At 32.9% G+C, this 20,272-nt stretch carries 22 protein-coding genes; 9 read left to right on the top strand and 13 right to left on the bottom strand.

Features of this window, described 5'->3' with window-relative positions:
• Nucleotides 1–50: 50 nt before the first annotated feature.
• The 7 genes from recN to DOS84_RS03340 all read left to right on the top strand — a co-directional run bounded on the left by recN (nt 51) and on the right by DOS84_RS03340 (nt 8,213).
• Entirely contained in the window at nt 51–1,703 is a 1,653-nt protein-coding gene (recN, locus tag DOS84_RS03370; protein ID WP_111408711.1) for a DNA repair protein RecN, read from the top strand.
• A gap of 91 nt (nt 1,704–1,794) precedes the next feature.
• Complete coding sequence (gene fabV, locus DOS84_RS03365) at nt 1,795–2,985, top strand: enoyl-ACP reductase FabV (RefSeq protein ID WP_111408710.1); 1,191 nt, start codon at nt 1,795–1,797, stop codon at nt 2,983–2,985.
• Between the two features lie 347 nt (nt 2,986–3,332).
• Nucleotides 3,333–4,139, top strand: a complete 807-nt coding sequence (locus DOS84_RS03360; RefSeq protein ID WP_111408709.1) for an enoyl-ACP reductase FabI — start codon at nt 3,333–3,335, stop codon at nt 4,137–4,139.
• 123 nt (nt 4,140–4,262) lie between these two features.
• Nucleotides 4,263–5,261, top strand: a complete 999-nt coding sequence (locus tag DOS84_RS03355; RefSeq protein ID WP_111408708.1) for a glycosyltransferase family 2 protein — start codon at nt 4,263–4,265, stop codon at nt 5,259–5,261.
• A 1-nt stretch (nt 5,262) separates the two neighbouring features.
• Nucleotides 5,263–5,859: a dephospho-CoA kinase gene (gene coaE / locus DOS84_RS03350; RefSeq protein WP_111408707.1), complete on the top strand. Its 597-nt coding sequence runs from the start codon at nt 5,263–5,265 to the stop codon at nt 5,857–5,859.
• Between the two features lie 59 nt (nt 5,860–5,918).
• Nucleotides 5,919–7,502: a sensor histidine kinase gene (locus DOS84_RS03345; protein WP_111408706.1), complete on the top strand. Its 1,584-nt coding sequence runs from the start codon at nt 5,919–5,921 to the stop codon at nt 7,500–7,502.
• Nucleotides 7,503–7,505: 3 nt separating this feature from the next.
• Nucleotides 7,506–8,213, top strand: a complete 708-nt coding sequence (locus DOS84_RS03340; RefSeq protein ID WP_111408705.1) for a response regulator transcription factor — start codon at nt 7,506–7,508, stop codon at nt 8,211–8,213.
• A gap of 49 nt (nt 8,214–8,262) precedes the next feature.
• On the opposite strand, the gene DOS84_RS03335 is transcribed toward DOS84_RS03340, so the two are convergent.
• The 7 genes from DOS84_RS03335 to DOS84_RS03305 all read right to left on the bottom strand — a co-directional run bounded on the left by DOS84_RS03335 (nt 8,263) and on the right by DOS84_RS03305 (nt 15,046).
• Entirely contained in the window at nt 8,263–9,003 is a 741-nt protein-coding gene (locus DOS84_RS03335; RefSeq protein WP_111408704.1) for an acyl-[acyl-carrier-protein] thioesterase, read from the bottom strand.
• A 15-nt stretch (nt 9,004–9,018) separates the two neighbouring features.
• Entirely contained in the window at nt 9,019–9,945 is a 927-nt protein-coding gene (gene miaA / locus DOS84_RS03330) for a tRNA (adenosine(37)-N6)-dimethylallyltransferase MiaA (protein ID WP_111408703.1), read from the bottom strand.
• 192 nt (nt 9,946–10,137) lie between these two features.
• Nucleotides 10,138–10,986: an ion transporter gene (locus tag DOS84_RS03325; protein ID WP_111408702.1), complete on the bottom strand. Its 849-nt coding sequence runs from the start codon at nt 10,984–10,986 to the stop codon at nt 10,138–10,140.
• Nucleotides 10,987–11,003: 17 nt separating this feature from the next.
• Nucleotides 11,004–12,365, bottom strand: a complete 1,362-nt coding sequence (locus tag DOS84_RS03320; protein WP_111408701.1) for an exonuclease domain-containing protein — start codon at nt 12,363–12,365, stop codon at nt 11,004–11,006.
• A gap of 59 nt (nt 12,366–12,424) precedes the next feature.
• The gene (locus tag DOS84_RS03315; protein WP_111408700.1) at nt 12,425–13,084 is read right to left on the bottom strand and encodes a YggS family pyridoxal phosphate-dependent enzyme; all 660 of its coding nucleotides are present in this window, start codon (nt 13,082–13,084) and stop codon (nt 12,425–12,427) included.
• A 19-nt stretch (nt 13,085–13,103) separates the two neighbouring features.
• On the bottom strand, nt 13,104–13,991 hold the full coding sequence (locus DOS84_RS03310; RefSeq protein ID WP_111408699.1) for a 3-hydroxyacyl-CoA dehydrogenase family protein: 888 nt from the start codon (nt 13,989–13,991) through the stop codon (nt 13,104–13,106).
• Between the two features lie 89 nt (nt 13,992–14,080).
• Entirely contained in the window at nt 14,081–15,046 is a 966-nt protein-coding gene (locus DOS84_RS03305) for a Gfo/Idh/MocA family protein (protein ID WP_111408698.1), read from the bottom strand.
• Nucleotides 15,047–15,211: 165 nt separating this feature from the next.
• Here DOS84_RS03305 and DOS84_RS03300 point away from each other — a divergent pair, with 165 nt between their 5' ends.
• Nucleotides 15,212–15,853 carry a protein-L-isoaspartate(D-aspartate) O-methyltransferase gene (locus DOS84_RS03300; RefSeq protein ID WP_111408697.1) on the top strand — a complete coding sequence of 214 codons (642 nt, stop codon included), beginning with the start codon at nt 15,212–15,214 and terminating at the stop codon, nt 15,851–15,853.
• 87 nt (nt 15,854–15,940) lie between these two features.
• Here the strand turns inward: DOS84_RS03300 and DOS84_RS03295 are convergent, their stop codons facing one another.
• A complete protein-coding gene (locus DOS84_RS03295; RefSeq protein ID WP_111408696.1) occupies nt 15,941–16,609 on the bottom strand; it encodes a DUF4136 domain-containing protein in 669 nt (222 codons plus the stop codon).
• A 93-nt stretch (nt 16,610–16,702) separates the two neighbouring features.
• The gene (gene smpB / locus DOS84_RS03290; RefSeq protein ID WP_111408695.1) at nt 16,703–17,155 is read right to left on the bottom strand and encodes an SsrA-binding protein SmpB; all 453 of its coding nucleotides are present in this window, start codon (nt 17,153–17,155) and stop codon (nt 16,703–16,705) included.
• A 70-nt stretch (nt 17,156–17,225) separates the two neighbouring features.
• On the opposite strand from smpB, the gene DOS84_RS03285 reads away from it, so the two are divergent.
• Complete coding sequence (locus tag DOS84_RS03285) at nt 17,226–17,459, top strand: VF530 family protein (protein ID WP_111408694.1); 234 nt, start codon at nt 17,226–17,228, stop codon at nt 17,457–17,459.
• A gap of 109 nt (nt 17,460–17,568) precedes the next feature.
• Here the strand turns inward: DOS84_RS03285 and DOS84_RS03280 are convergent, their stop codons facing one another.
• The 4 genes from DOS84_RS03280 to DOS84_RS03265 are packed head-to-tail and all read right to left on the bottom strand — an operon-like array spanning nt 17,569 to nt 20,135.
• A complete protein-coding gene (locus tag DOS84_RS03280) occupies nt 17,569–18,207 on the bottom strand; it encodes a class I SAM-dependent methyltransferase (RefSeq protein ID WP_111408693.1) in 639 nt (212 codons plus the stop codon).
• Between the two features lie 12 nt (nt 18,208–18,219).
• Nucleotides 18,220–18,669 carry a GNAT family N-acetyltransferase gene (locus tag DOS84_RS03275; protein WP_111408692.1) on the bottom strand — a complete coding sequence of 150 codons (450 nt, stop codon included), beginning with the start codon at nt 18,667–18,669 and terminating at the stop codon, nt 18,220–18,222.
• Nucleotides 18,670–18,711: 42 nt separating this feature from the next.
• Nucleotides 18,712–19,263, bottom strand: coding sequence for a GNAT family N-acetyltransferase (locus DOS84_RS03270; protein ID WP_111408691.1), 552 nt, complete (start codon nt 19,261–19,263; stop codon nt 18,712–18,714).
• A gap of 20 nt (nt 19,264–19,283) precedes the next feature.
• Nucleotides 19,284–20,135, bottom strand: a complete 852-nt coding sequence (locus tag DOS84_RS03265) for an aldose 1-epimerase family protein (RefSeq protein ID WP_111409060.1) — start codon at nt 20,133–20,135, stop codon at nt 19,284–19,286.
• Nucleotides 20,136–20,272: the final 137 nt, after the last annotated feature.

Here is a 20,272-nt window from a genome sequence, read left to right as displayed (position 1 = left end):
CTTTTTATAATTTCTTTTATTTAACCCAATCTACTTATAAAATTTCAAAAATGATAACTTCACTAGCTATAAAAAACTATGCCTTAATCGAAAAATTAACAATCGATTTTTCAAAAGGGTTTTCAATAATTACAGGAGAAACTGGAGCTGGGAAATCAATAATATTGGGAGCTTTAGGTTTGGCTTTGGGAAAAAGAGCCGACTTAACTTCACTTAAAAATAAAGAAGAAAAATGTGTGATTGAGGCTCATTTTGATATATCTAAATACAATTTGCTTCCCTTTTTTGAAGCTAATGATTTGGATTATGAACCAGAAACAATTATTCGTAGAGAAATTTTACCTTCAGGGAAATCAAGAGCCTTTATAAATGACAGTCCTGTCAATTTGCAGGAATTACAGGAGTTAAGTTTGTATTTAATAGATATTCATTCGCAACAACAAACTCAAGAGCTGTCCGATGAAGAGGTGCAATTCAAAATTATTGACGCCATTGCTGGTAATTTAGATACAATTGTGGCTTATCAATCGATTTTGAAAAAATATAAATCGAATAAGTCTAAATTAAATGCTTTAACCAAAAGAAAATCGGAGGCTTCTAAAGAACAAGAATACAATACTTTTCTTTTGGAAGAATTATTGTCTGCCAAACTAAAATCTGGCGAGCAAGAATTTCTGGAAGAAAATTATGAGCAACTGAATAATGTTGAAATTATCAAAGAATCGCTTGATAAATCGTTAGCTATTGCCAATGAAGAGCAGATTGGGGTTTTTCATAATTTGAACGAAATAAAAAATGCCATCCAGAAAATTGCTCCTTTTTCAACCGATTATAATTTGCTTTTTGAAAGAATAACAAGTTTGAAAATAGAATTTGAAGATATTGCAATAGAACTCAACCGCTGTTCCGAAAAATTAATCAATGATCCTGAACAATTGAATCTGATTAATCAGAAATTGCAATTGATCTATAATTTACAAAAGAAACATCAGGTAAAAACGGTAGATGAGTTATTGGACCTTCAATCCAAATTGGAAAACTCAGTATTGGAATTGGGGAATATTGATGAAGAGATCGCAAAACTAACCGAGTTGGTTGATGACAATATCAAGGAATTAGATCAAGTTTGCAATACCATACATAAGAATAGGCAAGAGGCAATTCCTCTTTTGTCGCAGAAATTAGTAACTATTTTGGAGACTTTGGGAATGCCTAATGTGCGTTTTAATATGGAATTAAATAGTACTCTAACTTATTTTGAAAATGGTAAAGACGAGTTGCAATTTTTAATTTCTGCCAATAAAGGAACTGATTTTGGTTTATTGAAAAAAGTGGCTTCGGGAGGTGAGATGTCACGAATTATGCTGGCAGTGAAAGCGATTTTGGCGCAATATTCAAAATTACCGACATTGATTTTTGATGAGATTGACACAGGTGTTTCTGGAGAAATTGCCAATAGAATGGGAGAAATTATGAAAGAAATGAGTACTCAGATGCAGATATTTGCCATAACGCATTTACCTCAAATTGCGGCTAAGGGAACGGAGCATTTTAAAGTTTTCAAATCTACTGTTGGAGAGGATACCCAATCAGAATTAAAACTACTGACAGTCGATGAACGAGTGGTGGAAATTGCACAAATGTTGTCAGGAACTGTTATTTCAGATTCGGCCTTAAATCACGCAAAAGCCTTGTTGAACTAAATAATTGGACTATATTTGCCCATTCAATTTTAAAAGCTTTAAAAGATTCAATTAATTGAAAATATATAATATAAATTAACGTACTGATAATATGATTATAGAACCAAGAATGAGAGGATTTATTTGTTTGACAGCCCAACCAAAAGGATGCGAACAAAGTGTTAAAAATCAAATTGAATATGTAAAATCAAAAGGAACTATAGCCGGAGCCAAGAAAGTATTGGTTATTGGAGCCTCTACAGGATTTGGTTTGGCTTCAAGAATAACAAGTGCTTTTGGTTCTGATGCCGCTACAATTGGTGTGTTTTTTGAAAAAGAACCTGCAGAAGGAAAAACAGCTTCTCCAGGTTGGTATAATTCAGCTGCTTTTGAAAATGAAGCTCATAAAGCTGGTTTGTACGCTAAAAGCATTAATGGAGATGCCTTTTCTAATGAAGTAAAAAGACAAACTTTAGACCTTATTAAAGCTGATTTAGGTCAAGTTGATTTAATTATATACAGTCTTGCTTCACCAGTGAGATTAAATCCAAATACAGGAGTTTTGCACCGCTCGGTTTTGAAACCTATCGGAAGTACTTTTACCAATAAAACAGTTGATTTTCATACTGGAAAAGTTTCTGATATTTCTATAGAACCTTGTACTGATGAAGACATTGCCAATACGGTAGCAGTAATGGGTGGTGAAGATTGGGCTATGTGGATTGATGCTTTGAAAGCTGAAAATTTATTGGCTCCAGGAGCTACAACTGTTGCTTATTCATACATCGGGCCATCATTAACTGAGGCTGTTTATAGAAAAGGAACAATTGGTCGTGCCAAAGATCACCTTGAAGCTACAGCATTCACTATTTCGGATAGTTTAGCTGATATCAACGGTAAAGCTTATGTTTCTGTAAATAAAGCTTTGGTAACGCAAGCAAGTTCCGCTATTCCGGTTATTCCATTGTATATTTCTTTATTGTACAAAATAATGAAGGAAAAGGGAATTCACGAAGGATGTATTGAACAAATTCAGCGTTTGTACCAACAAAGATTATATACGGGAGAACCTATGATTACTGATGACAAAGGAAGAATCCGTATTGATGATTGGGAAATGCGTGAGGATGTTCAGGCTCAAGTAGCAAAGCTTTGGTTGGAAGCTACAACTGAGAATCTTGCTGAATTAGGAGATTTAGAAGGATACAGAAGTGATTTCTACAATCTGTTTGGTTTTGGATTTGATGGTGTTGATTATAAAGCAGACACAAACGAAATGGTTGCTATTCCAAGTATTGGGTAATTAGCAAACAATATTTATAATTTTCAAAAACACCTTATTACTTGATGGTTTAAAATCAAGAGAATAAGGTGTTTTTTTATAGCCTAGTTTTGATTAATTAAATTAGGAGCAGAAAGATTTTGCATTTTTGGAAAGATCGTCCCGCTTTCCGTTGCAATCTTTTCTTTTTTAAATAAAAAAAAAAGAAAAGGATTTCCACTTCAAACGAAGTTCACTGAACTCCTGTAAAAATGAAATTAAAGTGAAGTAATCGGGGCTAAAGGAAGAGATTTTTGCTTCTTTGTAATCATTCTAAAAAAAAGAGAGATACAATATCGGATTTATCGTATAATTTTTAATGTCATTTTATGTATAACTTATTAAAAGGAAAAAGAGGAATTATTTTTGGTGCTTTGGATGAAAATTCAATTGCTTGGAAAACTGCTGAACGTATTCACGAAGAAGGAGGTTTTTTTGTTTTGACAAATGCTCCTGCAGCAATGCGATTGGGAAATATTGATTCATTGGCTGAAAAAATTGGATGTCAAGTTATTCCTGCCGACGCTACTTCGGTTGCTGATTTAGAAGTATTGGTAGACAATGCCATTGAAATTCTTGGTGGCAAAATTGATTTTGTTTTGCATTCTATCGGAATGTCTGTTAATGTTAGAAAAGGAAATCATTATACGAATCAAAATTATGAATATACAGAAAAAGGCTGGAATGTTTCGGCCGTTTCGTTTCATAAACTGATGCAGGTGTTGTATAAAAAAGATGCCATGAATGAATGGGGTAGTATTGTAGCATTATCATATATGGCTGCACAGCGTGTTTTTCCGGATTATAACGACATGGCAGACAATAAAGCTTTTCTGGAATCCATTGCCCGTAGTTTCGGTTATTTTTTTGGGAGAGACAAAAAAGTGAGAGTGAATACCATCTCTCAATCTCCAACTGCCACTAGAGCTGGACAAGGCGTTAAGGGATTTGGTGGTTTTATTGCTTTCGCAGATAAAATGTCTCCTTTGGGTAATGCAACAGCTGCCGAATGTGCTGACTATATAGTTGTTATGTTTTCGGATTTTACTAGAAAAGTGACTTTGCAAAATTTATTACATGATGGCGGATTCTCCAATATGGGGGTTAGTCAAGAAGTGATGGAAATGTTTGAATAGGAATATAAAGACGCTTGCAATAAAAAAACCATCATTATTTATTTGATGGTTTTTTTATTGATAAAGAGTACCTTTGCCAAAATTTAAATTAAAAGAATAAAAAATAATAACCCAATTACTATTATGTTGTTTTCATTGATCATTCCCGTTTATAATCGCCCTGATGAAGTAGATGAATTATTAGAAAGTTTAGCAAAATCAACTTATGAGGAAATTTTTGAAATCGTATTGATAGAGGATGGTTCTACAATTCGATGTCAAGATGTTGCTAAAAAATATGGTGATAGATTGGATATTTCGTACTACTATAAAGAAAATTCAGGTCCAGGTGATTCCAGAAACTACGGAATGAATAAGGCTAGGGGGGATTATTATATCATTTTCGATTCTGATTGTATTATACCAAGTAATTATTTGAATGAAGTTGAAAAAGCCTTAAAAGAAAATTATGTGGATTGTTTTGGTGGCCCTGATAAAGCTTTGGATAGTTTTTCGGATATTCAAAAAGCCATTAATTTTGCAATGACTTCTTTTCTTACTACAGGAGGGATTAGAGGAGGTTCGGAAAAAATAGGAAAATTTCAACCTAGAAGTTTTAACATGGGGATTTCCCGCAAAGCATTTGAAGTTTCAAAAGGCTTTGGTAATATTCATCCTGGAGAAGATCCAGATTTGTCTATACGTTTGTGGAATTTAGGTTTTGAAACCCGACTTTTTTCGAAAGCATTTGTTTATCATAAAAGAAGAATTGATTGGGGAAAATTTTCTGTGCAAGTAAATAAATTTGGTAAAGCCAGACCAATACTAAATAGTTGGTATCCAGAATATAATAAATTAACTTTTTTCTTCCCAACGTTTTTTATAATAGGATTTTTTGTATCTTTAGTATTGTTGGTTTTTAATCAAGATATTCTGCTTAAATTTTATTTTGGCTACTTTTTGGCATTATTTTTGCTGTCTTCTATTCAGAATAAAAGTATTAAAATTGGCTATTTATCTATTATTGCAGTGTGGAAACAGTTTTATGGATATGGTATTGGATTTTTAAAGTCTTATATTAAAGTAATAATTTTAAAACAAGATCCAAAGGAGGCTTTTCCTGAATTGTTTTTCAAAGTATGATATGACTAAAATAATTGGTTTAACTGGAGGAATTGGGAGCGGTAAAACTACCGTTGCTAATGAATTTGCCACTCTTGGAATTCCAGTTTACATTGCAGATCTGGAAGCTAAAAAAATGATGCAAACTGATTCTGTTTTGAATCAAATCAAAGAAGAATTTGGAAGCACAGTTTTTGATAAAGGTGTTTTGCTTAGGGATAAACTATCTGAAATTGTTTTTAATGATAAGAAGAAATTAGCAAAGCTTAATAATATTGTGCATCCAGCAGTGAAACTACATTTCAAAGAATGGCTTTTAGAGCATCAAAACAATCCATGTGTCATTTACGAGAGTGCAATTTTGTTTGAAAGCGGGAGTTATAAAGAGTGTGACTATATTGTAAATGTTGTGGCACCTCTTGAAATTAGGATTCAAAGAGTTATAGAAAGAGATAAAACAACGCGTGAAAAAGTTTTGGAAAGAGTAAAAAATCAGTGGAATGATGAGGAAAAATCATCAAAAAGTGATTTTATTGTTAAAAATACTAGTATGGAGGCGATAAAGCTAGAAATTGTTAAAATTCTTAATTTTTTAGGAATTAAACAAATGAAGTCTTAAATGTTAATCTTTGGTTAATGCTTTATCTATTATATTGTTAAAATACTAATTTTGCTTGAATGAATAAATTATTTTTTAGATTGCTTGTATTGCTAATGAGTTTATCCTTGATAGGGATAATTCTTGTGCAAGTATATTGGTTTAATAGCTCATTTAAGAATAATGATGAACAATTTAAGTTTCATGTTAAACAGGTAATTGGGAATGTTGCTGAAAAACTGCAGAATCGTGAAGCTTACAGTTTTTATGATAAATACAATCACTATAAAGATAGTACCGGTAAAATACCTAAAAGAGATGATTTATTAGAATTTTATTATGTTCAAAAAAATCCAAAGACAAATCAGACTATTATTTATTCGAATAGTATAATATCCGAAGATTTTAAAATTTCAGCTGGTCTTTTTGATAAAAAATTTGATACTGAAAGTTTTAAAAACTTCAATTCTAGAAGGGTTACCGAAGTTTATAATAAAAATAGCCTTGATAATTCCAGTATACAACAGAGTTTGATTCCGGATGTGAAAATTGAAAAATCGGGTAATTTAGACATATTGGATAATGCTCAGTTTGAAATCTTCTTTAAAGATATTGCTTCTGCAATGCCCCTTCAAGAAAGAATTTCAAAGGAAGTTTTAAGAGATATTATTAAAAAGGAATTAGAAGAATATGGTGTGAAAACCAAGTTTGAGTTTGGAATTTTAAGTAATGGTATACAAACCAAAGTCAAGTCTGATAATTTCATGTATGTTAAGGATGCTACTTATTCTATTCCAATTTTTACAGATAATGAAGGAAATGAAAAATATAAATTATTGGTTTATTTTCCACATAAAAAGAAATTTTTACTGTCTGAATTAGTAAGTATTACCATATTGTCTATCATATTTACGTTAATTATTATAATCGCTTATACCACTGCTTTAAATCAGTTGATTCGTCAAAGACAAATTTCGGAGATTAAGACCGATTTTATTAATAATATGACGCACGAGTTTAAAACACCAATTGCGACAATAAATTTGGCTTTGGATGCTATCCGAAATCCTAAGATTATTGAAGATAAAGAGAAAGTTTTTAAGTACCTCGAAATGATTCGGGATGAAAATAAACGAATGCATGCCCAAGTAGAAAATGTATTGAGGATTTCTAAATTAGAAAAGAAAGAATTAAATATTATTAAGGAATCTAGTGATATTGAAGAAGTTATAAATGATGCTATCGAGCATGTAAACTTGATTTTAGAGGATAGAGAAGGAACTATTGATATTCATTTTGGAGCTGTTAGAAAAACAGTACTACTGAACGATGTTCACTTTACCAATGTAATAGTTAATATTTTGGAAAATGCCATAAAATATACGCCTGGTATTCCTAAAATTGATATTTATACGGAAAACATCAAGGATATGGTTCTTATTAAAATAAAAGATAATGGCGTTGGTATGAGTAAAATTGCTCAAAAAAGAATTTTTGAAAAATTTTATAGAGAACATACCGGAGACATACATAATGTGAAAGGACATGGTTTAGGTCTTGCTTATGTAAAAAGAATTGTAGACGATCATAATGGTCAAATATATGTAGAAAGTGAAAAGGGAAAAGGAAGTACCTTCATTATAAAATTACCTTTAATAAATTAGAGTATGGAAAACACAAATAAAAAAATACTATTAGTAGAAGATGACCTTAATTTTGGTGCAGTTCTAAAAGATTATTTAATGCTAAATGATTTTGATGTTGTTTTGGCTAAAAATGGTATGGAAGGTTTTGAAAAATTCAAAAAAGACACCTATGACTTATGCATCCTCGATGTGATGATGCCTTACAAAGATGGGTATACTTTAGCAAAAGAAATAAGAGAAAAGAACAATGATGTACCTATAATTTTTCTTACTGCAAAGTCAATGAAAGAGGATGTATTGAAAGGATATAAAGCAGGTGCAGATGATTACTTGAACAAACCTTTTGATTCTGAGGTTTTATTGATGAAAATTAAAGCGATCATTCAAAGAAAAGCGTCTGATGTTAAAACAGAAGCTGTTCAATTTGAATTTAATGTTGGTAAGTTTCATCTTAATTCAAAACTTCGTTTCTTAACTTTTAATAACGAGGAACCGATTAAGTTGTCTCCAAAAGAGAATGAACTTCTTAAAATGTTAATTTTACATGAAAATGACTTGATGCCAAGGGAATTGGCTTTAACAAAAATATGGAGAGATGATAACTATTTTACTTCTAGAAGTATGGATGTTTACATCGCCAAACTAAGAAAGTATTTAAAACAAGACGAAGATGTTGAAATTTTAAACATTCATGGTGAAGGATTCAGACTAGTTGTGAAAGGAAAATAATCAGTCTCGTTAAATCATAAAAAAGCTTCGAAATTATTCGAAGCTTTTTTTATTTCCAATTGATCTGTAAAGCAAAGCATGTTTTGTCTTCTTTGGTGATGCTGAAAACAACATTATTGTCATTGATGCATTCGTGAATAGTAACTTTATCTTTTAGCGAAAGTTCTTTTAAAAAGTTCATCTCAAAGCTTTTTACCTGTTGGGAAAGTATTTTGTTTTCATCAACCAAATCCAAACACCATTCCAAGTATTTTACATTATTGGCATGATTGACAATGTCTAAATCAGACAAAAAAACGGTTCTTTCAAAAATTATTTCTTTTTCTGGAGGTAGATTTATTTTTGAGAAACCCATCTCTGTAGCTTTGTTTTCAGGATACAATTGAAAATGCTGATAAGGAAGTGCTAAAGGTTCCGGTCTGCGGGCTTTGGTATTAAAAACGGCCCAAAAGGTTTCGGATCCAACTATTTTTTTCCCGTTGACATACATTTCAAGCGCTCTTACCGAACGTGAATTTTCTAGGGAATTGATCCAAGTTTTTACGGTTACAACATCCCTCCATTTAGGCAACTCGGTAATTTCTACCCTCATTCTGCTTAAAACCCAAGCTTGGTTGAATTCCTGCATATCGGTAAAACTAATTCCTCCCAATTCTGAATGGGCAGCGGCTGTTAACTGCAACAGATTGCATAAATCAGTATATTTTAAATAGCCATTGGGTGTACACTGGGTAAAATTGATTTCCCAGTCTTTACTCAATATGGAAGTGAAATTAGGATCTATTGGCATGGAAATAATTATGAATTATGAATTATGAATTTGTTGATTTATATAGCTAATAATGTCATTTCTATCAGTTAGATAATCAAACCATTTTGTGTTTTCTTTGCGTTTGAACCAAGTGAGTTGGCGTTTTGAAAAACGGCGGGTGTTTTTTTTGATTTCTTCGATGGCAAAAGACAGTGTAAAATCACCATCAAAATAACTGAATAATTCTCTATATCCTACCGTTTGCAACGCATTTAATTCTTTATGTTCATATAAAGCTTGAGCTTCGGCCAAAAGCCCCTGATTGAGCATAATGTCTACTCGTTGGTTTATTCTTTCGTAAATCACATTTCTATCGGCTTCAAGTCCTATGATGATTGGCATGAAGTTTCGATTGTTTTTCTTCTGATTTAAAAAAGAGGAATAGGGTTTTCCGGTTCCAAGACAAACTTCCACAAATCGCATCATTCGTTGCGGGTTTTGTAAAGTTTGTGGATTTTCTGAAGTTATTTTTTGAAAATAAATTGGATCGAGTGTTTCTAATTGTTGCTGTAAATATTCTATTCCTAGATTTTCATAATTTAAATTTACGTTTTCACGAATGGAGGGATCTATAGTTGGAAACTCGTCAAAGCCTTTTAAAATGGCATCTATATACAATCCGGAACCTCCAACAAGAACTACGTAATCATTTTTTTGGAATAACTCTTCTATTTTTAAAAGCGCTTCTTTTTCAAAATTACCTACGGTATAAGTATCGAAAATTGATTTGTTTTGGATAAAATGATGTGTAGCTAAAGCCAATTCTTCTGGGCTGGGTACAGCTGTTCCAATTGTCATTTCTTTGAAAAACTGCCGGCTGTCGCAGGAAACTATTTCGCAGTTATAGTGATTGGCAAGGTCGATGCTCAAGGCTGTTTTACCTATGGCTGTTGGTCCGACTATGGTGATTAAATATTTCATTTAGTTTTATTGCAATGTTTTCATTTCCTCTTTTTAACGTAATTGTGTCACTAGCCCAGATGGTAGCGAAAACCCCGGAGTTATTCTAGTTTATTTTTCTTGGTGTAAAAGAGCGACTGAAAGAAGCTCCTTTTATGTCTTAGAAAAACTTCTGGAATAATGAGGAGTTGCAGTGTACAGCTGGATTAGCTCCTAATTATTATTGTTTAATTTGTTTCCGCAACGGTAACAAAATTTAGCTTCCTTATTTAGAGTGAATGTGCCACATGATGAACAAGTAGTTTTAGTCGCGTTTAAGTCTGTCTCTTGATTAGTGTTTCTTTTTGCAAATTCAGCGGTTACAATTCCGGTAGGAACTGCGATGATTCCATACCCCAGTATCATAACCAATGCGGCTAAAAATTGACCTAGGGGAGTTTGAGGTGAAATGTCACCATATCCAACTGTTGTTAAGGTCACAATAGTCCAGTAAATACTCATGGGAATACTCGTAAAACCACTTTCTTTGCTTTCTACAATGTACATTACTGATCCAATTATAATGGTGCTAATAAGTACAAAATAAATAAAGACTATAATTTTTCCCCTACTGGCATTGAGAGCCTGTTTCATGTGTAAGGATTGGCTTGTAAATTTGGGGTGATTGAGGATTTTGAATAGCCGTAATAAGCGCAATGCCCGAATTACTGATAATATTCTTGTTCCGGGGAAAAATAAAGATAAATACATTGGTAATGTCGCAATTAGATCTATTAGGCCGTAAAAACTGAATATATATCTTATATGTTTGTCAATAGAAATTATTCGTAAGATATATTCAAGAGTGAAGAAAATGGTAATTACCCATTCGACAAAAACAAGCTGATTATGGTATTTTGCATCAAAACCTTCTACTGTTTCCATCATCACTAAAAAGACACTCAATAGAATAACTCCTAAAAGAATCAAATCAAATAATCTCCCGGCTTTTGTATTTGTTCCGTAGATTATAATTTGTGCTTTTTGTCTGAAAACATTATATTTTGATTTTATCTTTCCCAAATTATTGTTGTTACATATTAAAAATTAATAATTTTCATTACTCTATGTTTTCTTAAATAGCTTTGGATGTAAGTTCGAGTGTTTCTGTTATTTGGTATTGGGACCAATATGTTTTTTAGGATTTCGGGGTTTATGATTTGATAATTTAAATCATAAAATGCGTATCCTTTGCAAATTCCTTTTTCGATTAATATTGCACTGTGTTCACCTGTTTTTCTTCCTCTGTCAATGATGATCATGTTTTTGTTGTCGAAAAGATTTTTGTCGATGAAAACCTGAACCCTTGAATTGTATTCCTCGGGAGTTATTTGTCCAATACAAGCGCCATCACATTGATTGTTTTCATGTTGGGCGCAAGGAGTTTTTGAATTGGAAAGACTAGTAAGTTTTGGACATAACTGATAGCTGACAGTAATACGATTCAGGGCGCCTTTTCCTTCTTGTTGATTGGCAAATGCCGTTATTTCTTTTTTACGGCCATCGGCTTTTTGAAGTTTTAAATTCAAATATCCATTTGGGTCTTTTTCGGCATAAATAGCCCAGGACAAAGTGTTTTTGCGCGCCATTCGGTTGTAAATGGGGCTGTTTTTCTTTATTTCCTCTGACTCTTTTAATAATGCAATCAATTCACTTCCTGTTTCCTCAAAAGTTACGGTGAATACTTCGGCTTGGATTTTCTTGGAACTTTTGGTTATACCGGTAAAATGCTGATTGACCCTTTTTTTGATGTTTTTGCTTTGCCCGATAAATATAATGCTACCGTCTTCGCGATGGATGTAATAAATCCCGGTTTTTGAAGGCAGGCTTTCAATAATATCCAGTAGTTTTGGAGAGACCCCTTTGATAACTTCAAATTTGATAAGCTCTTTTGTGATGGTTTTTTCGAGGTCTTTGTCCAAAAGCATCTTGAAAAGTTTGACTGTTGCCATTGCATCACCGCTGGCTCTGTGTCTGTCAGCCATTGGGATTCCTAGTGCACGAACTAATTTTCCTAAACTATGGGAGGGTTGTTCTGGCATCAATCGTTGGGATAATTCTACGGTACATAGAGTTTTTATGTTGAAATCATATCCCAATCGACGAAATTCGGTACGGAGAATTCGATAGTCAAAAGAAGCATTGTGTGCCACAAGTACGCAGTCGTTTGTCATTTCGATAACGCGTTTGGCTACTTCAAAAAACTTTGGTGCGCCACGAAGCATTTCATTGTTTATGCCAGTAAGTTTGACTACAAAGGGCTGAATAGGGATTTCTGGGTTGATTAAACTGATAAATTGATCTACGATTTCGTGCCCATCATATTTATAGATAGCAATCTCCGTAATTCCTTCTTCGTTGAATTGTCCTCCAGTGGTTTCTATGTCGAGTATTGCGTACAAAATTCAGTGTTCAGTTTACGGTTTTTAGTAATCAGTTTTTTAATCTGGATCAAAAATTTTTATCTTCCTCCAAAGATACTACTTCCAATCCGAACCATTGTACTGCCACAAGCAATTGCCAATTGATAATCGCCAGACATTCCCATTGAAACAGTTTGCAGTTTGCAGTTTGCAGTTTGCAGTGATTGCAATCCATCAAAAACCGATTTCAAATGCGAGAATTCTTTTTTGATTTGGTCTTGATTATCTGTAAAAGTAGCCATTCCCATTAAACCAACAATTCGGATGTTTTTCATCTCTTTAAAAGTTGGTGAGGCTAGGAGTGCTGACAGTTCTTCTTCATCAAGTCCGAATTTTGATTCTTCTTCGGCTATGTGTATTTGGAGTAAGCAATCGATAACTCGATTGTTTTTTGAGGCTTGTTTATTGATTTCTTCCAATAATTTCAAACTGTCCACCCCGTGAATCAAACTCACGAAAGGAGTCATAAATTTGACCTTATTGGTTTGTACGTGTCCAATCATGTGCCATTCGATATCTTTGGGCATTTGTTCCCATTTTTCGACCATTTCCTGAATTTTGTTTTCACCAAAAACGCGTTGACCAGCATTATAGGCTTCCATCAAATCAGGAACGGGTTTGGTTTTGGAAACCGCTACCAAAGTAACATGCTTTGGAAGAGTCGATTTTATATCGAGGAGGTTTTGTTGAATGGACATGACACTGATTTATTATAGATTAAATAAACTGTTTTGAAATCTTTTCAGCTTTTTTACTTTCGCTATAGTCATAAAAACCTTCACCAGACTTCACTCCCAATTTTCCGGCTCTCACCATGTTTACCAATAACGGACAGGGAGCATATTTTGGGTTTTTGAAACCGTCGTACATTACATTCAATATTGCAAGACACACGTCAAGACCAATAAAATCGGCTAGTTGTAAAGGCCCCATTGGATGTCCCATTCCGAGTTTCATTACAGTATCTATTTCATAAACACCCGCTACTTTGTTGTATAAAGTTTCGATTGCTTCATTAATCATTGGCATCAAAATTCTATTGGCAACAAAACCTGGATAATCGTTTACTTCTACCGGAACTTTACCTAATTTTTCAGATAACTTCATGATAATGTTCGTTACTTCATCACTCGTATTATAGCCACGGATTATTTCTACTAGTTTCATAATTGGCACCGGATTCATGAAGTGCATGCCTATTACTCGTTCTGGATGTGCTACAACAGCTCCAATTTGAGTAATGGAAATTGACGAAGTATTGGTCGCCAAAATAGTATTGTGAGAACACGCTTCGTTTAATTGCTTAAAAATGTTCAATTTTAATTCTACATTTTCGGTAGCTGCTTCTACTACCAAATCGACACCAACAACACCATCTTTAATGTCGGTATAGGTAATAATATTGGTAATTGTTTTGGCTTTGTCATCTTCGGTTATAGTTCCTTTTGAAACCATTCGATCTAAGTTGGCTGCTATTGTTGCCATTCCTTTATCCAATGCTTTTTCGGAAACATCAATTAATTTTACGGTGAAACCACTTTGTGCAAAAGTATGAGCTATTCCGTTACCCATAGTTCCTGCCCCGATTACAGCTATAATTTTCATTTTTTTGTATTTAAAAGTTAAAAAGTTTAAAATTTAAAGACCAGTGATTGACTTTAAACTTTAAACTTTCAATGTATATTTTTTAGTTTTTATTTTTTAAAACAATCTATAATTTGATACGCTACTCTCAAAGCTTCAGTAGCTTGTTCCAATGTAACTACTGGAGTTGTATCGTTATTGATAGCATCTGCAAATGATTCCAATTCGTCAAGGATAGCATTGTTTTGCTCTACATCAGGGTTCGAGAAGTAGATTTGTTTTTTTACTCCTTCAGCATTTTGTAAAATCATGTCAAAATCTCCGGGCACTTCTGGGGCATCTTTCATTTTTACCACTTCACATCTTTTTTCCAGAAAATCAACTGAGATATAGGCGTCTTTTTGAAAAAAGCGTGATTTGCGCATGTTTTTCATCGAAATTCGGCTAGCAGTCAAATTAGCAACACAGCCATTTTCGAATTCAATTCTGGCATTGGCAATATCTGGAGTTTCACTTATAACAGAAACTCCGCTGGCATTGATGTTTTTTACTTTTGATTTGACTACACTCAAAATGGCATCAATATCATGTATCATTAAATCTAAAACTACAGGCACATCAGTTCCGCGAGGATTGAATTCGGCCAATCTATGAGTTTCGATAAACATGGGATTTTCAATCATGTTTTTGGTTGCAATAAATGCAGGATTGAACCTTTCTACATGCCCAACTTGTCCTTTCACATTATATTCTTTAGCAAGAGCAATAATTTCTTCGGCCTCTTCAACCGTATTGGAGATAGGTTTTTCTATAAAAACGTGTTTACCCGATTTGATGGCTACTTTGGCACATTTATAATGGGAAAGGGTAGGAGTGACAATATCAATAACATCAACTGCATGAATCAATGTTGCTATAGTACTGAAATTTTTGTATCCAAATTCTTTACTTATTTTTTCAGCGTTTTCTTGATTGGGGTCATAAAAACCTACTAATTCATACTTCTCAGATTGTTGTAATAAACGCAAATGTATTTTACCTAGATGCCCAGCACCCAATACTCCAATTTTCAGCATAATAAAGTTGTTTCCACAAAAATAGTAATAAATTAAGAAAATCCAATTTATAAAAATACTAAATTCAGCTGATATGTATTATTATTTAGAATGCGAATTAGGTTTTATTTTGGATTGGAAATTGATTTAGTTTTCTATTTTTGTTCTATAATAAAACCTTAAATTTTGAAAGATACAGCCAAGCATCAAGGACTTCGAAATCAATTAGTAACCGTTTTACAGAAAAAGGGGATTGCAGATAAGAATGTTCTGGAAGCTATTAAAAAAATCCCACGCCATTTATTTTTAAATTCAAGTTTTGAAGATTACGCCTATCAAGATAAAGCTTTTCCTATCGCTGCAGGTCAGACTATTTCCCAACCTTATACCGTTGCTTTTCAAACCCAGTTGTTAGAAATAAAAAAAGGACATAAAGTTTTGGAAATAGGAACAGGTTCCGGTTATCAGACGGCCGTTTTGTGTTTGGTTGGAGCTCAGGTGTTTAGCATAGAGAGACAAAATGAGTTGTTCAAACAAACATCTGCATTATTGCCTAAACTCGGAATTCGCCCCAAACATCTTTCTTTCGGTGATGGATATAAAGGTCTACCCAATCACGCTCCTTTTGACAGTATCATTGTTACTGCGGGCGCTCCAATAATTCCCCAGCCTTTGATGGCACAACTTAAAGTAGGAGGAAGGCTTGTAATTCCGTTAGGAGAGGATATTCAAATTATGACGCTGTTAATTCGAATCAATGAAACGCAATTTGAAAAACATGAATTTGGAGAGTTTCGTTTTGTTCCTTTATTGGAGGATAAAAATTAAAAAAAAACGAATGACATAAAAAAAAGCAACACCAAATTTTCCGTGTTGCTTTTTTAGTTTCAATCCTTAAGGGAAATGAACTATATTTTATTTTGATTTTGGAGCCATATAACCATCAGCTCTCATTTGTTTTACACAGGCTTCCATGATTTCATCAACAGTAGTATCTACGTGCGATACATCCAAAGATTTTGTGGTGGCACTCCAAACAAGTTTGTTGTTTTTTAAGTCAAAAATATTGGTTTCAATATAGTAATAGGTGTTTTCTTGATAGTACCCTGGAGAGTAGTAAGCCGGAGCATATGCACCGTACCATCCACCAAATCCTGCTCCGTAACCCATACCATAACCACCGACATAGCCATATCCCATACCAGGATATCCCATACCGCTATAGTAGTTTGTTGTTCCCGGAACATATTGTGTTTCTTTATCTGCTCTAATGAAACGCATTGTGATTACACCATCAAAACCTTCTGATTGTACAATACTTATTTTTTGTTCCTGAGTAAGATTTAGATTTTGTTGGTTTAAATAATTGTAAGAAGGATGCAAAATGCTCGGGTTTATGGAAGCAATTCTGTTTTCAGTTGTTCTTCTTGTGCTTTCATCTTTTACCAAGGCAACCACCAAAACTTTTTTGAAGTTTTCTTTTGCAAGTGTAGAGTTAGGGTCTCTCCAGCTGGATACAATTGTTGTATTACTTCCGCAACTTGCTAAGCATACACAGATTAATGTGATAAATAATTTTTTCATAGTTTGTTTGTTTTTCGTTATAATGTAAGTAAAAGTAATTATAATTTAAAAATAAAAACTATGAAAAGAGGTTAAATTTTAACCCGAATTGCTTTAAAATGCTTTTTTTATTCTGTCTAAGTCTCTTTTAGTGTCCTGTTCCTTAAGCGATTCTCTTTTGTCGTATGTTTTTTTACCTTTGCAAAGACCAATTTGTAGTTTGGCCAAACCTTTTTCATTAGTAAATAATTTTAGTGGAACTATAGTAAGTCCTTTGGCTTGTACACTTCTGAGCAAACCTTTCAATTCTCTTTTGTTCAAAAGCAATTTACGTTCGCTTCTTGCTTTATGGTTAAATTGATTCCCAAAAGTGTATTCTTCAATATAAGTATTGATGGCAAAAAGTTCATTGCCACTAAATTCACAGAAACTTTCAGTAATATTTGCTTTTCCTAATCGAATGGATTTGATTTCGGTCCCAGCCAAAACAATACCAGCGGTATAGGTTTCAAGGATTTCATAATCGAAACGAGCTCTTTTATTGAGTATGTTGACAGTTTTTTGCATAGTTGGGCAAATTTAGGAACTAATTAATGAAAGACCAATTGTTTTTAGGAAAATGCTATAAATTTGCATTATGGAAAAACAACAGTCAAAGGATCCGCTTCACGGAGTCACACTTCAAAAAATAGTCGAAACATTAGTGGAATATTATGGATTTGACACCTTGGGAGAATTGATTAAAATAAAATCGTTTAATGAAAATCCAAGTGTGAAATCAAGCCTCACTTTTTTACGAAAAACCGACTGGGCTAGAAAACAAGTCGAAGAGTTGTATGTAAAAACCATCCAAAAAAAACCATCCAAATAATTTGGAGCTTTATCCTGCTGTCCGCTTTATCTTATTGTTTTAAAAAAAACAATAAGGATATCGCTTCCATCAGGGCTAGGGCATTGGTTTTCATAAGAATGATTAGTGATTATTTTTTACCTATTATTTGAAATCCATTGGCAATATTTCCATTCATTGTTTTTACAATTAGAGGTTTTTTGATTAAAATTTCAAAATCTTTCATCAATGTTTTAATCCACTCTTTTGTGTGATGACGAAAAGTGGCTCCTTCCGGAAGTTTAAAAACGCCAAAATTGTTTTCGTCTCCATTTAAATATTCATATCGTTCAACTTCAACTGATTTTTCTTGTATATAGTAATCGCTTATATAGATTATGCCACCTTTTTTAAGTTTGGACAACAGTAAATTTATTAAACTCTTTTGCCCTTCATTGGAAGGTATACAAGTTAAAACAGCAAAAAGAATAATGCAATCAACAGAATTATCTTCAAGTTTCAGATCGGTTGGATTTTCAATATGGTAAATCGAAAGATTGTTTTCGGATATTCCTCGCGCAATTAATTCTTTGGAAGTGTCAAACCCCGAAACATTTTCAAAACCTAAATCTGTCAATTCTTTTACAATTCTGCCATAGCCACACCCAAAATCAACGACTCGGCTTTGCTTGTTTAAAAATTTATTTATTAACTCTATGTCTATTGGATGTGTAAAAGTTTTGATTTCGGCTACTTCGTCCCAATATTCTTTTTGATTGTCTAAATCCATTTTGGCTGTTTTTTAAAGACTCATTTCCATAATTGGCATAAACCTATTTTTTATTGAAGTTTTGAACTCTCCAATTTTTTTGAATCCAATTTTTAGATAAAAATTTTCAGCATTCGGATCAGAATTAAGTGTTATTTTTTCAAACTTCCCGTTTTTCATTCGATTCAAAAAATCGGTCATCAAATATTTTCCAAATCCTTTTCCAATGTATTCTGGTAAAATAAATAAGTTGTCAAGTATTACATTCTTTTCTTCTTTTACGAGATAAGAATAATAACCAATTATTTCATTGTTGTTTATTAGTTCAAAAACACAATTGTTTTCAATATAGGCTGCGGAAATGGTTAGGTTGTCATTCCATTTTAAGATCTGCTTTTCAGAATATCCCCAATATGATTTTGACTTTTTTGTTATTTCTGTCAAAATTTCATTGTCATTTATACTTGCTTCTTTGATTTTCATTTTTTTAAATTGAAGCAATTATGCATTAGCAGATATTTAAAATTATTTATTCAAAAGGGAATAGATCATCGAATCAAGAAAACGACCTTCATAGTATTCATTTTCAATTAAATGTGCTTCTTTTACAAAACCATTTTTTATCAAAACCTTTTCTGAGCCTTTATTTTCAGGGTCCAAAATAGCTTCTATGGAATGTAATTTCATATCCTTGAAACCATATTCTACAACCTTTTGTAATGCTTCCGATACGATTCCTTTTCCATTGTATTCAGGGAATAGCATATAACCTACTTCAGCTCTGTAATGCTCAGGTTTCATGCGGTAATAGCCAATGATTCCTATAAGATTTTCAGGTTCGTCAAGAAAATAAATACCCCAGTTGATGCCAATACCATTTTCTATTTTATCATCAAACATGGCGATAAGTTCCAATGCATCTTCTTTGCTCTTGAGATAAGGTCTCGGAATGTATTTCATGACTTCATCATTCGAACGCAAGGATAAAATAGCATCAGCATCATTTGCACCGACTTGACGCAATAGTAAACGCTGGGATTTTAATATTGGAAATGGTAAAAAATTAATTTCTAGCATAGCGTTCAATTATTATTAGTTTAGAGAATTTCAATACTGAAAACAGAATGAAAAGCAGCGTTTGCTTCCAATATTTGAATACCTTCCTTTTCAAAAAGATTTCCAAATTTATCGATTGTGTCAGAATAACCAAACCAAGGTTCTATGCATATAAAAGGCGCATTTGTGGGAGTCCAAATTCCCAGATCCGGAAAATCAGAATAACTTACTTTCAAAAATGGTTTGGATTTTTCCAAAATAGTTATCGATTTGGAAGCTATATTTTTGAAAACCAAAGCGTCATTTGCAAAAAGTTCATAATTCAAGTGCAATTCATTTTTGTCCAAAGTCAATTCATTGGTCGTATTCGAAATCAAACCATCCTCCAGTATATAATATTTCAAAGGTTCTTCTTTTTCAAAAGCCAAACTGTAATTTTCAAAATTGCCTGGTAAATCAAATGCTGGATGAGCTCCTATCGAAAACGGCATTTTTGTTTCTCCGTTATTAAAGACTTTATACTCTATTTTTAAGGATTTATTTTCTAAAGTATAAACTAAGTGCAGATCAAAATCGAAAGGGTATTTCTCTTTAGTTTTTGGAGATACAACTAATGAATAAGTAGCGCTATTTTCTTGCCTGTCAATCAGTTCAAATTCCATTTCACGAGCAAAACCATGTCGTGACATTTGATATTGAATATTGTTATATTGGTAGGAATTGTCTTTTAGGGTACCTACAATTGGGAATAAAACCGGCGAGTGTTTTCCCCAAAATGCTGGGTTTCCATTCCAAATGTATTCTTTGTTAGAATTGTCTTTTAAGGAGCATAATTCAGCTCCAATATGTTTTATTTGAGCAGTTAAATAGGAGTTGGATATAGTTGTGGTCACAATAATAGCTTTTTTTGTTATCAAAATTAGTGTTGTAAAGATATTTTATAATTCTTGTTTTAAGAAAGAAAATAGAGAATATATTTGAGACAAGAAATCAATCAAATTCTTAATTTTAAGCTGAAATATGATTTTTT

Origin of the sequence: Flavobacterium aquariorum (assembly GCF_003254745.1) — a bacterium.
Classification (GTDB): Bacteria; Bacteroidota; Bacteroidia; order Flavobacteriales; family Flavobacteriaceae; genus Flavobacterium; species Flavobacterium aquariorum.
The sequence above is the reverse complement of the archived record's forward strand: the minus strand, read 5'-3'. Positions and strand labels throughout refer to the sequence as shown.

Excerpts from the sequence above, each read along its gene's own strand:
- recN (WP_111408711.1), top strand. The coding sequence starts at position 51 with ATGATAACTTCACTAGCTATAAAAAACTATGCCTTAATCGAAAAATTA.
- fabV (WP_111408710.1), top strand. The coding sequence starts at position 1,795 with ATGATTATAGAACCAAGAATGAGAGGATTTATTTGTTTGACAGCCCAA.
- DOS84_RS03360 (WP_111408709.1), top strand. The coding sequence starts at position 3,333 with ATGTATAACTTATTAAAAGGAAAAAGAGGAATTATTTTTGGTGCTTTG.
- DOS84_RS03355 (WP_111408708.1), top strand. The coding sequence starts at position 4,263 with ATGTTGTTTTCATTGATCATTCCCGTTTATAATCGCCCTGATGAAGTA.
- coaE (WP_111408707.1), top strand. The coding sequence starts at position 5,263 with ATGACTAAAATAATTGGTTTAACTGGAGGAATTGGGAGCGGTAAAACT.
- DOS84_RS03345 (WP_111408706.1), top strand. The coding sequence starts at position 5,919 with ATGAATAAATTATTTTTTAGATTGCTTGTATTGCTAATGAGTTTATCC.
- DOS84_RS03340 (WP_111408705.1), top strand. The coding sequence starts at position 7,506 with ATGGAAAACACAAATAAAAAAATACTATTAGTAGAAGATGACCTTAAT.
- DOS84_RS03335 (WP_111408704.1), bottom strand. The coding sequence starts at position 9,003 with ATGCCAATAGATCCTAATTTCACTTCCATATTGAGTAAAGACTGGGAA.
- miaA (WP_111408703.1), bottom strand. The coding sequence starts at position 9,945 with ATGAAATATTTAATCACCATAGTCGGACCAACAGCCATAGGTAAAACA.
- DOS84_RS03315 (WP_111408700.1), bottom strand. The coding sequence starts at position 13,084 with ATGTCCATTCAACAAAACCTCCTCGATATAAAATCGACTCTTCCAAAG.
- DOS84_RS03310 (WP_111408699.1), bottom strand. The coding sequence starts at position 13,991 with ATGAAAATTATAGCTGTAATCGGGGCAGGAACTATGGGTAACGGAATA.
- DOS84_RS03305 (WP_111408698.1), bottom strand. The coding sequence starts at position 15,046 with ATGCTGAAAATTGGAGTATTGGGTGCTGGGCATCTAGGTAAAATACAT.
- DOS84_RS03295 (WP_111408696.1), bottom strand. The coding sequence starts at position 16,609 with ATGAAAAAATTATTTATCACATTAATCTGTGTATGCTTAGCAAGTTGC.
- smpB (WP_111408695.1), bottom strand. The coding sequence starts at position 17,155 with ATGCAAAAAACTGTCAACATACTCAATAAAAGAGCTCGTTTCGATTAT.
- DOS84_RS03285 (WP_111408694.1), top strand. The coding sequence starts at position 17,226 with ATGGAAAAACAACAGTCAAAGGATCCGCTTCACGGAGTCACACTTCAA.
- DOS84_RS03280 (WP_111408693.1), bottom strand. The coding sequence starts at position 18,207 with ATGGATTTAGACAATCAAAAAGAATATTGGGACGAAGTAGCCGAAATC.
- DOS84_RS03275 (WP_111408692.1), bottom strand. The coding sequence starts at position 18,669 with ATGAAAATCAAAGAAGCAAGTATAAATGACAATGAAATTTTGACAGAA.
- DOS84_RS03270 (WP_111408691.1), bottom strand. The coding sequence starts at position 19,263 with ATGCTAGAAATTAATTTTTTACCATTTCCAATATTAAAATCCCAGCGT.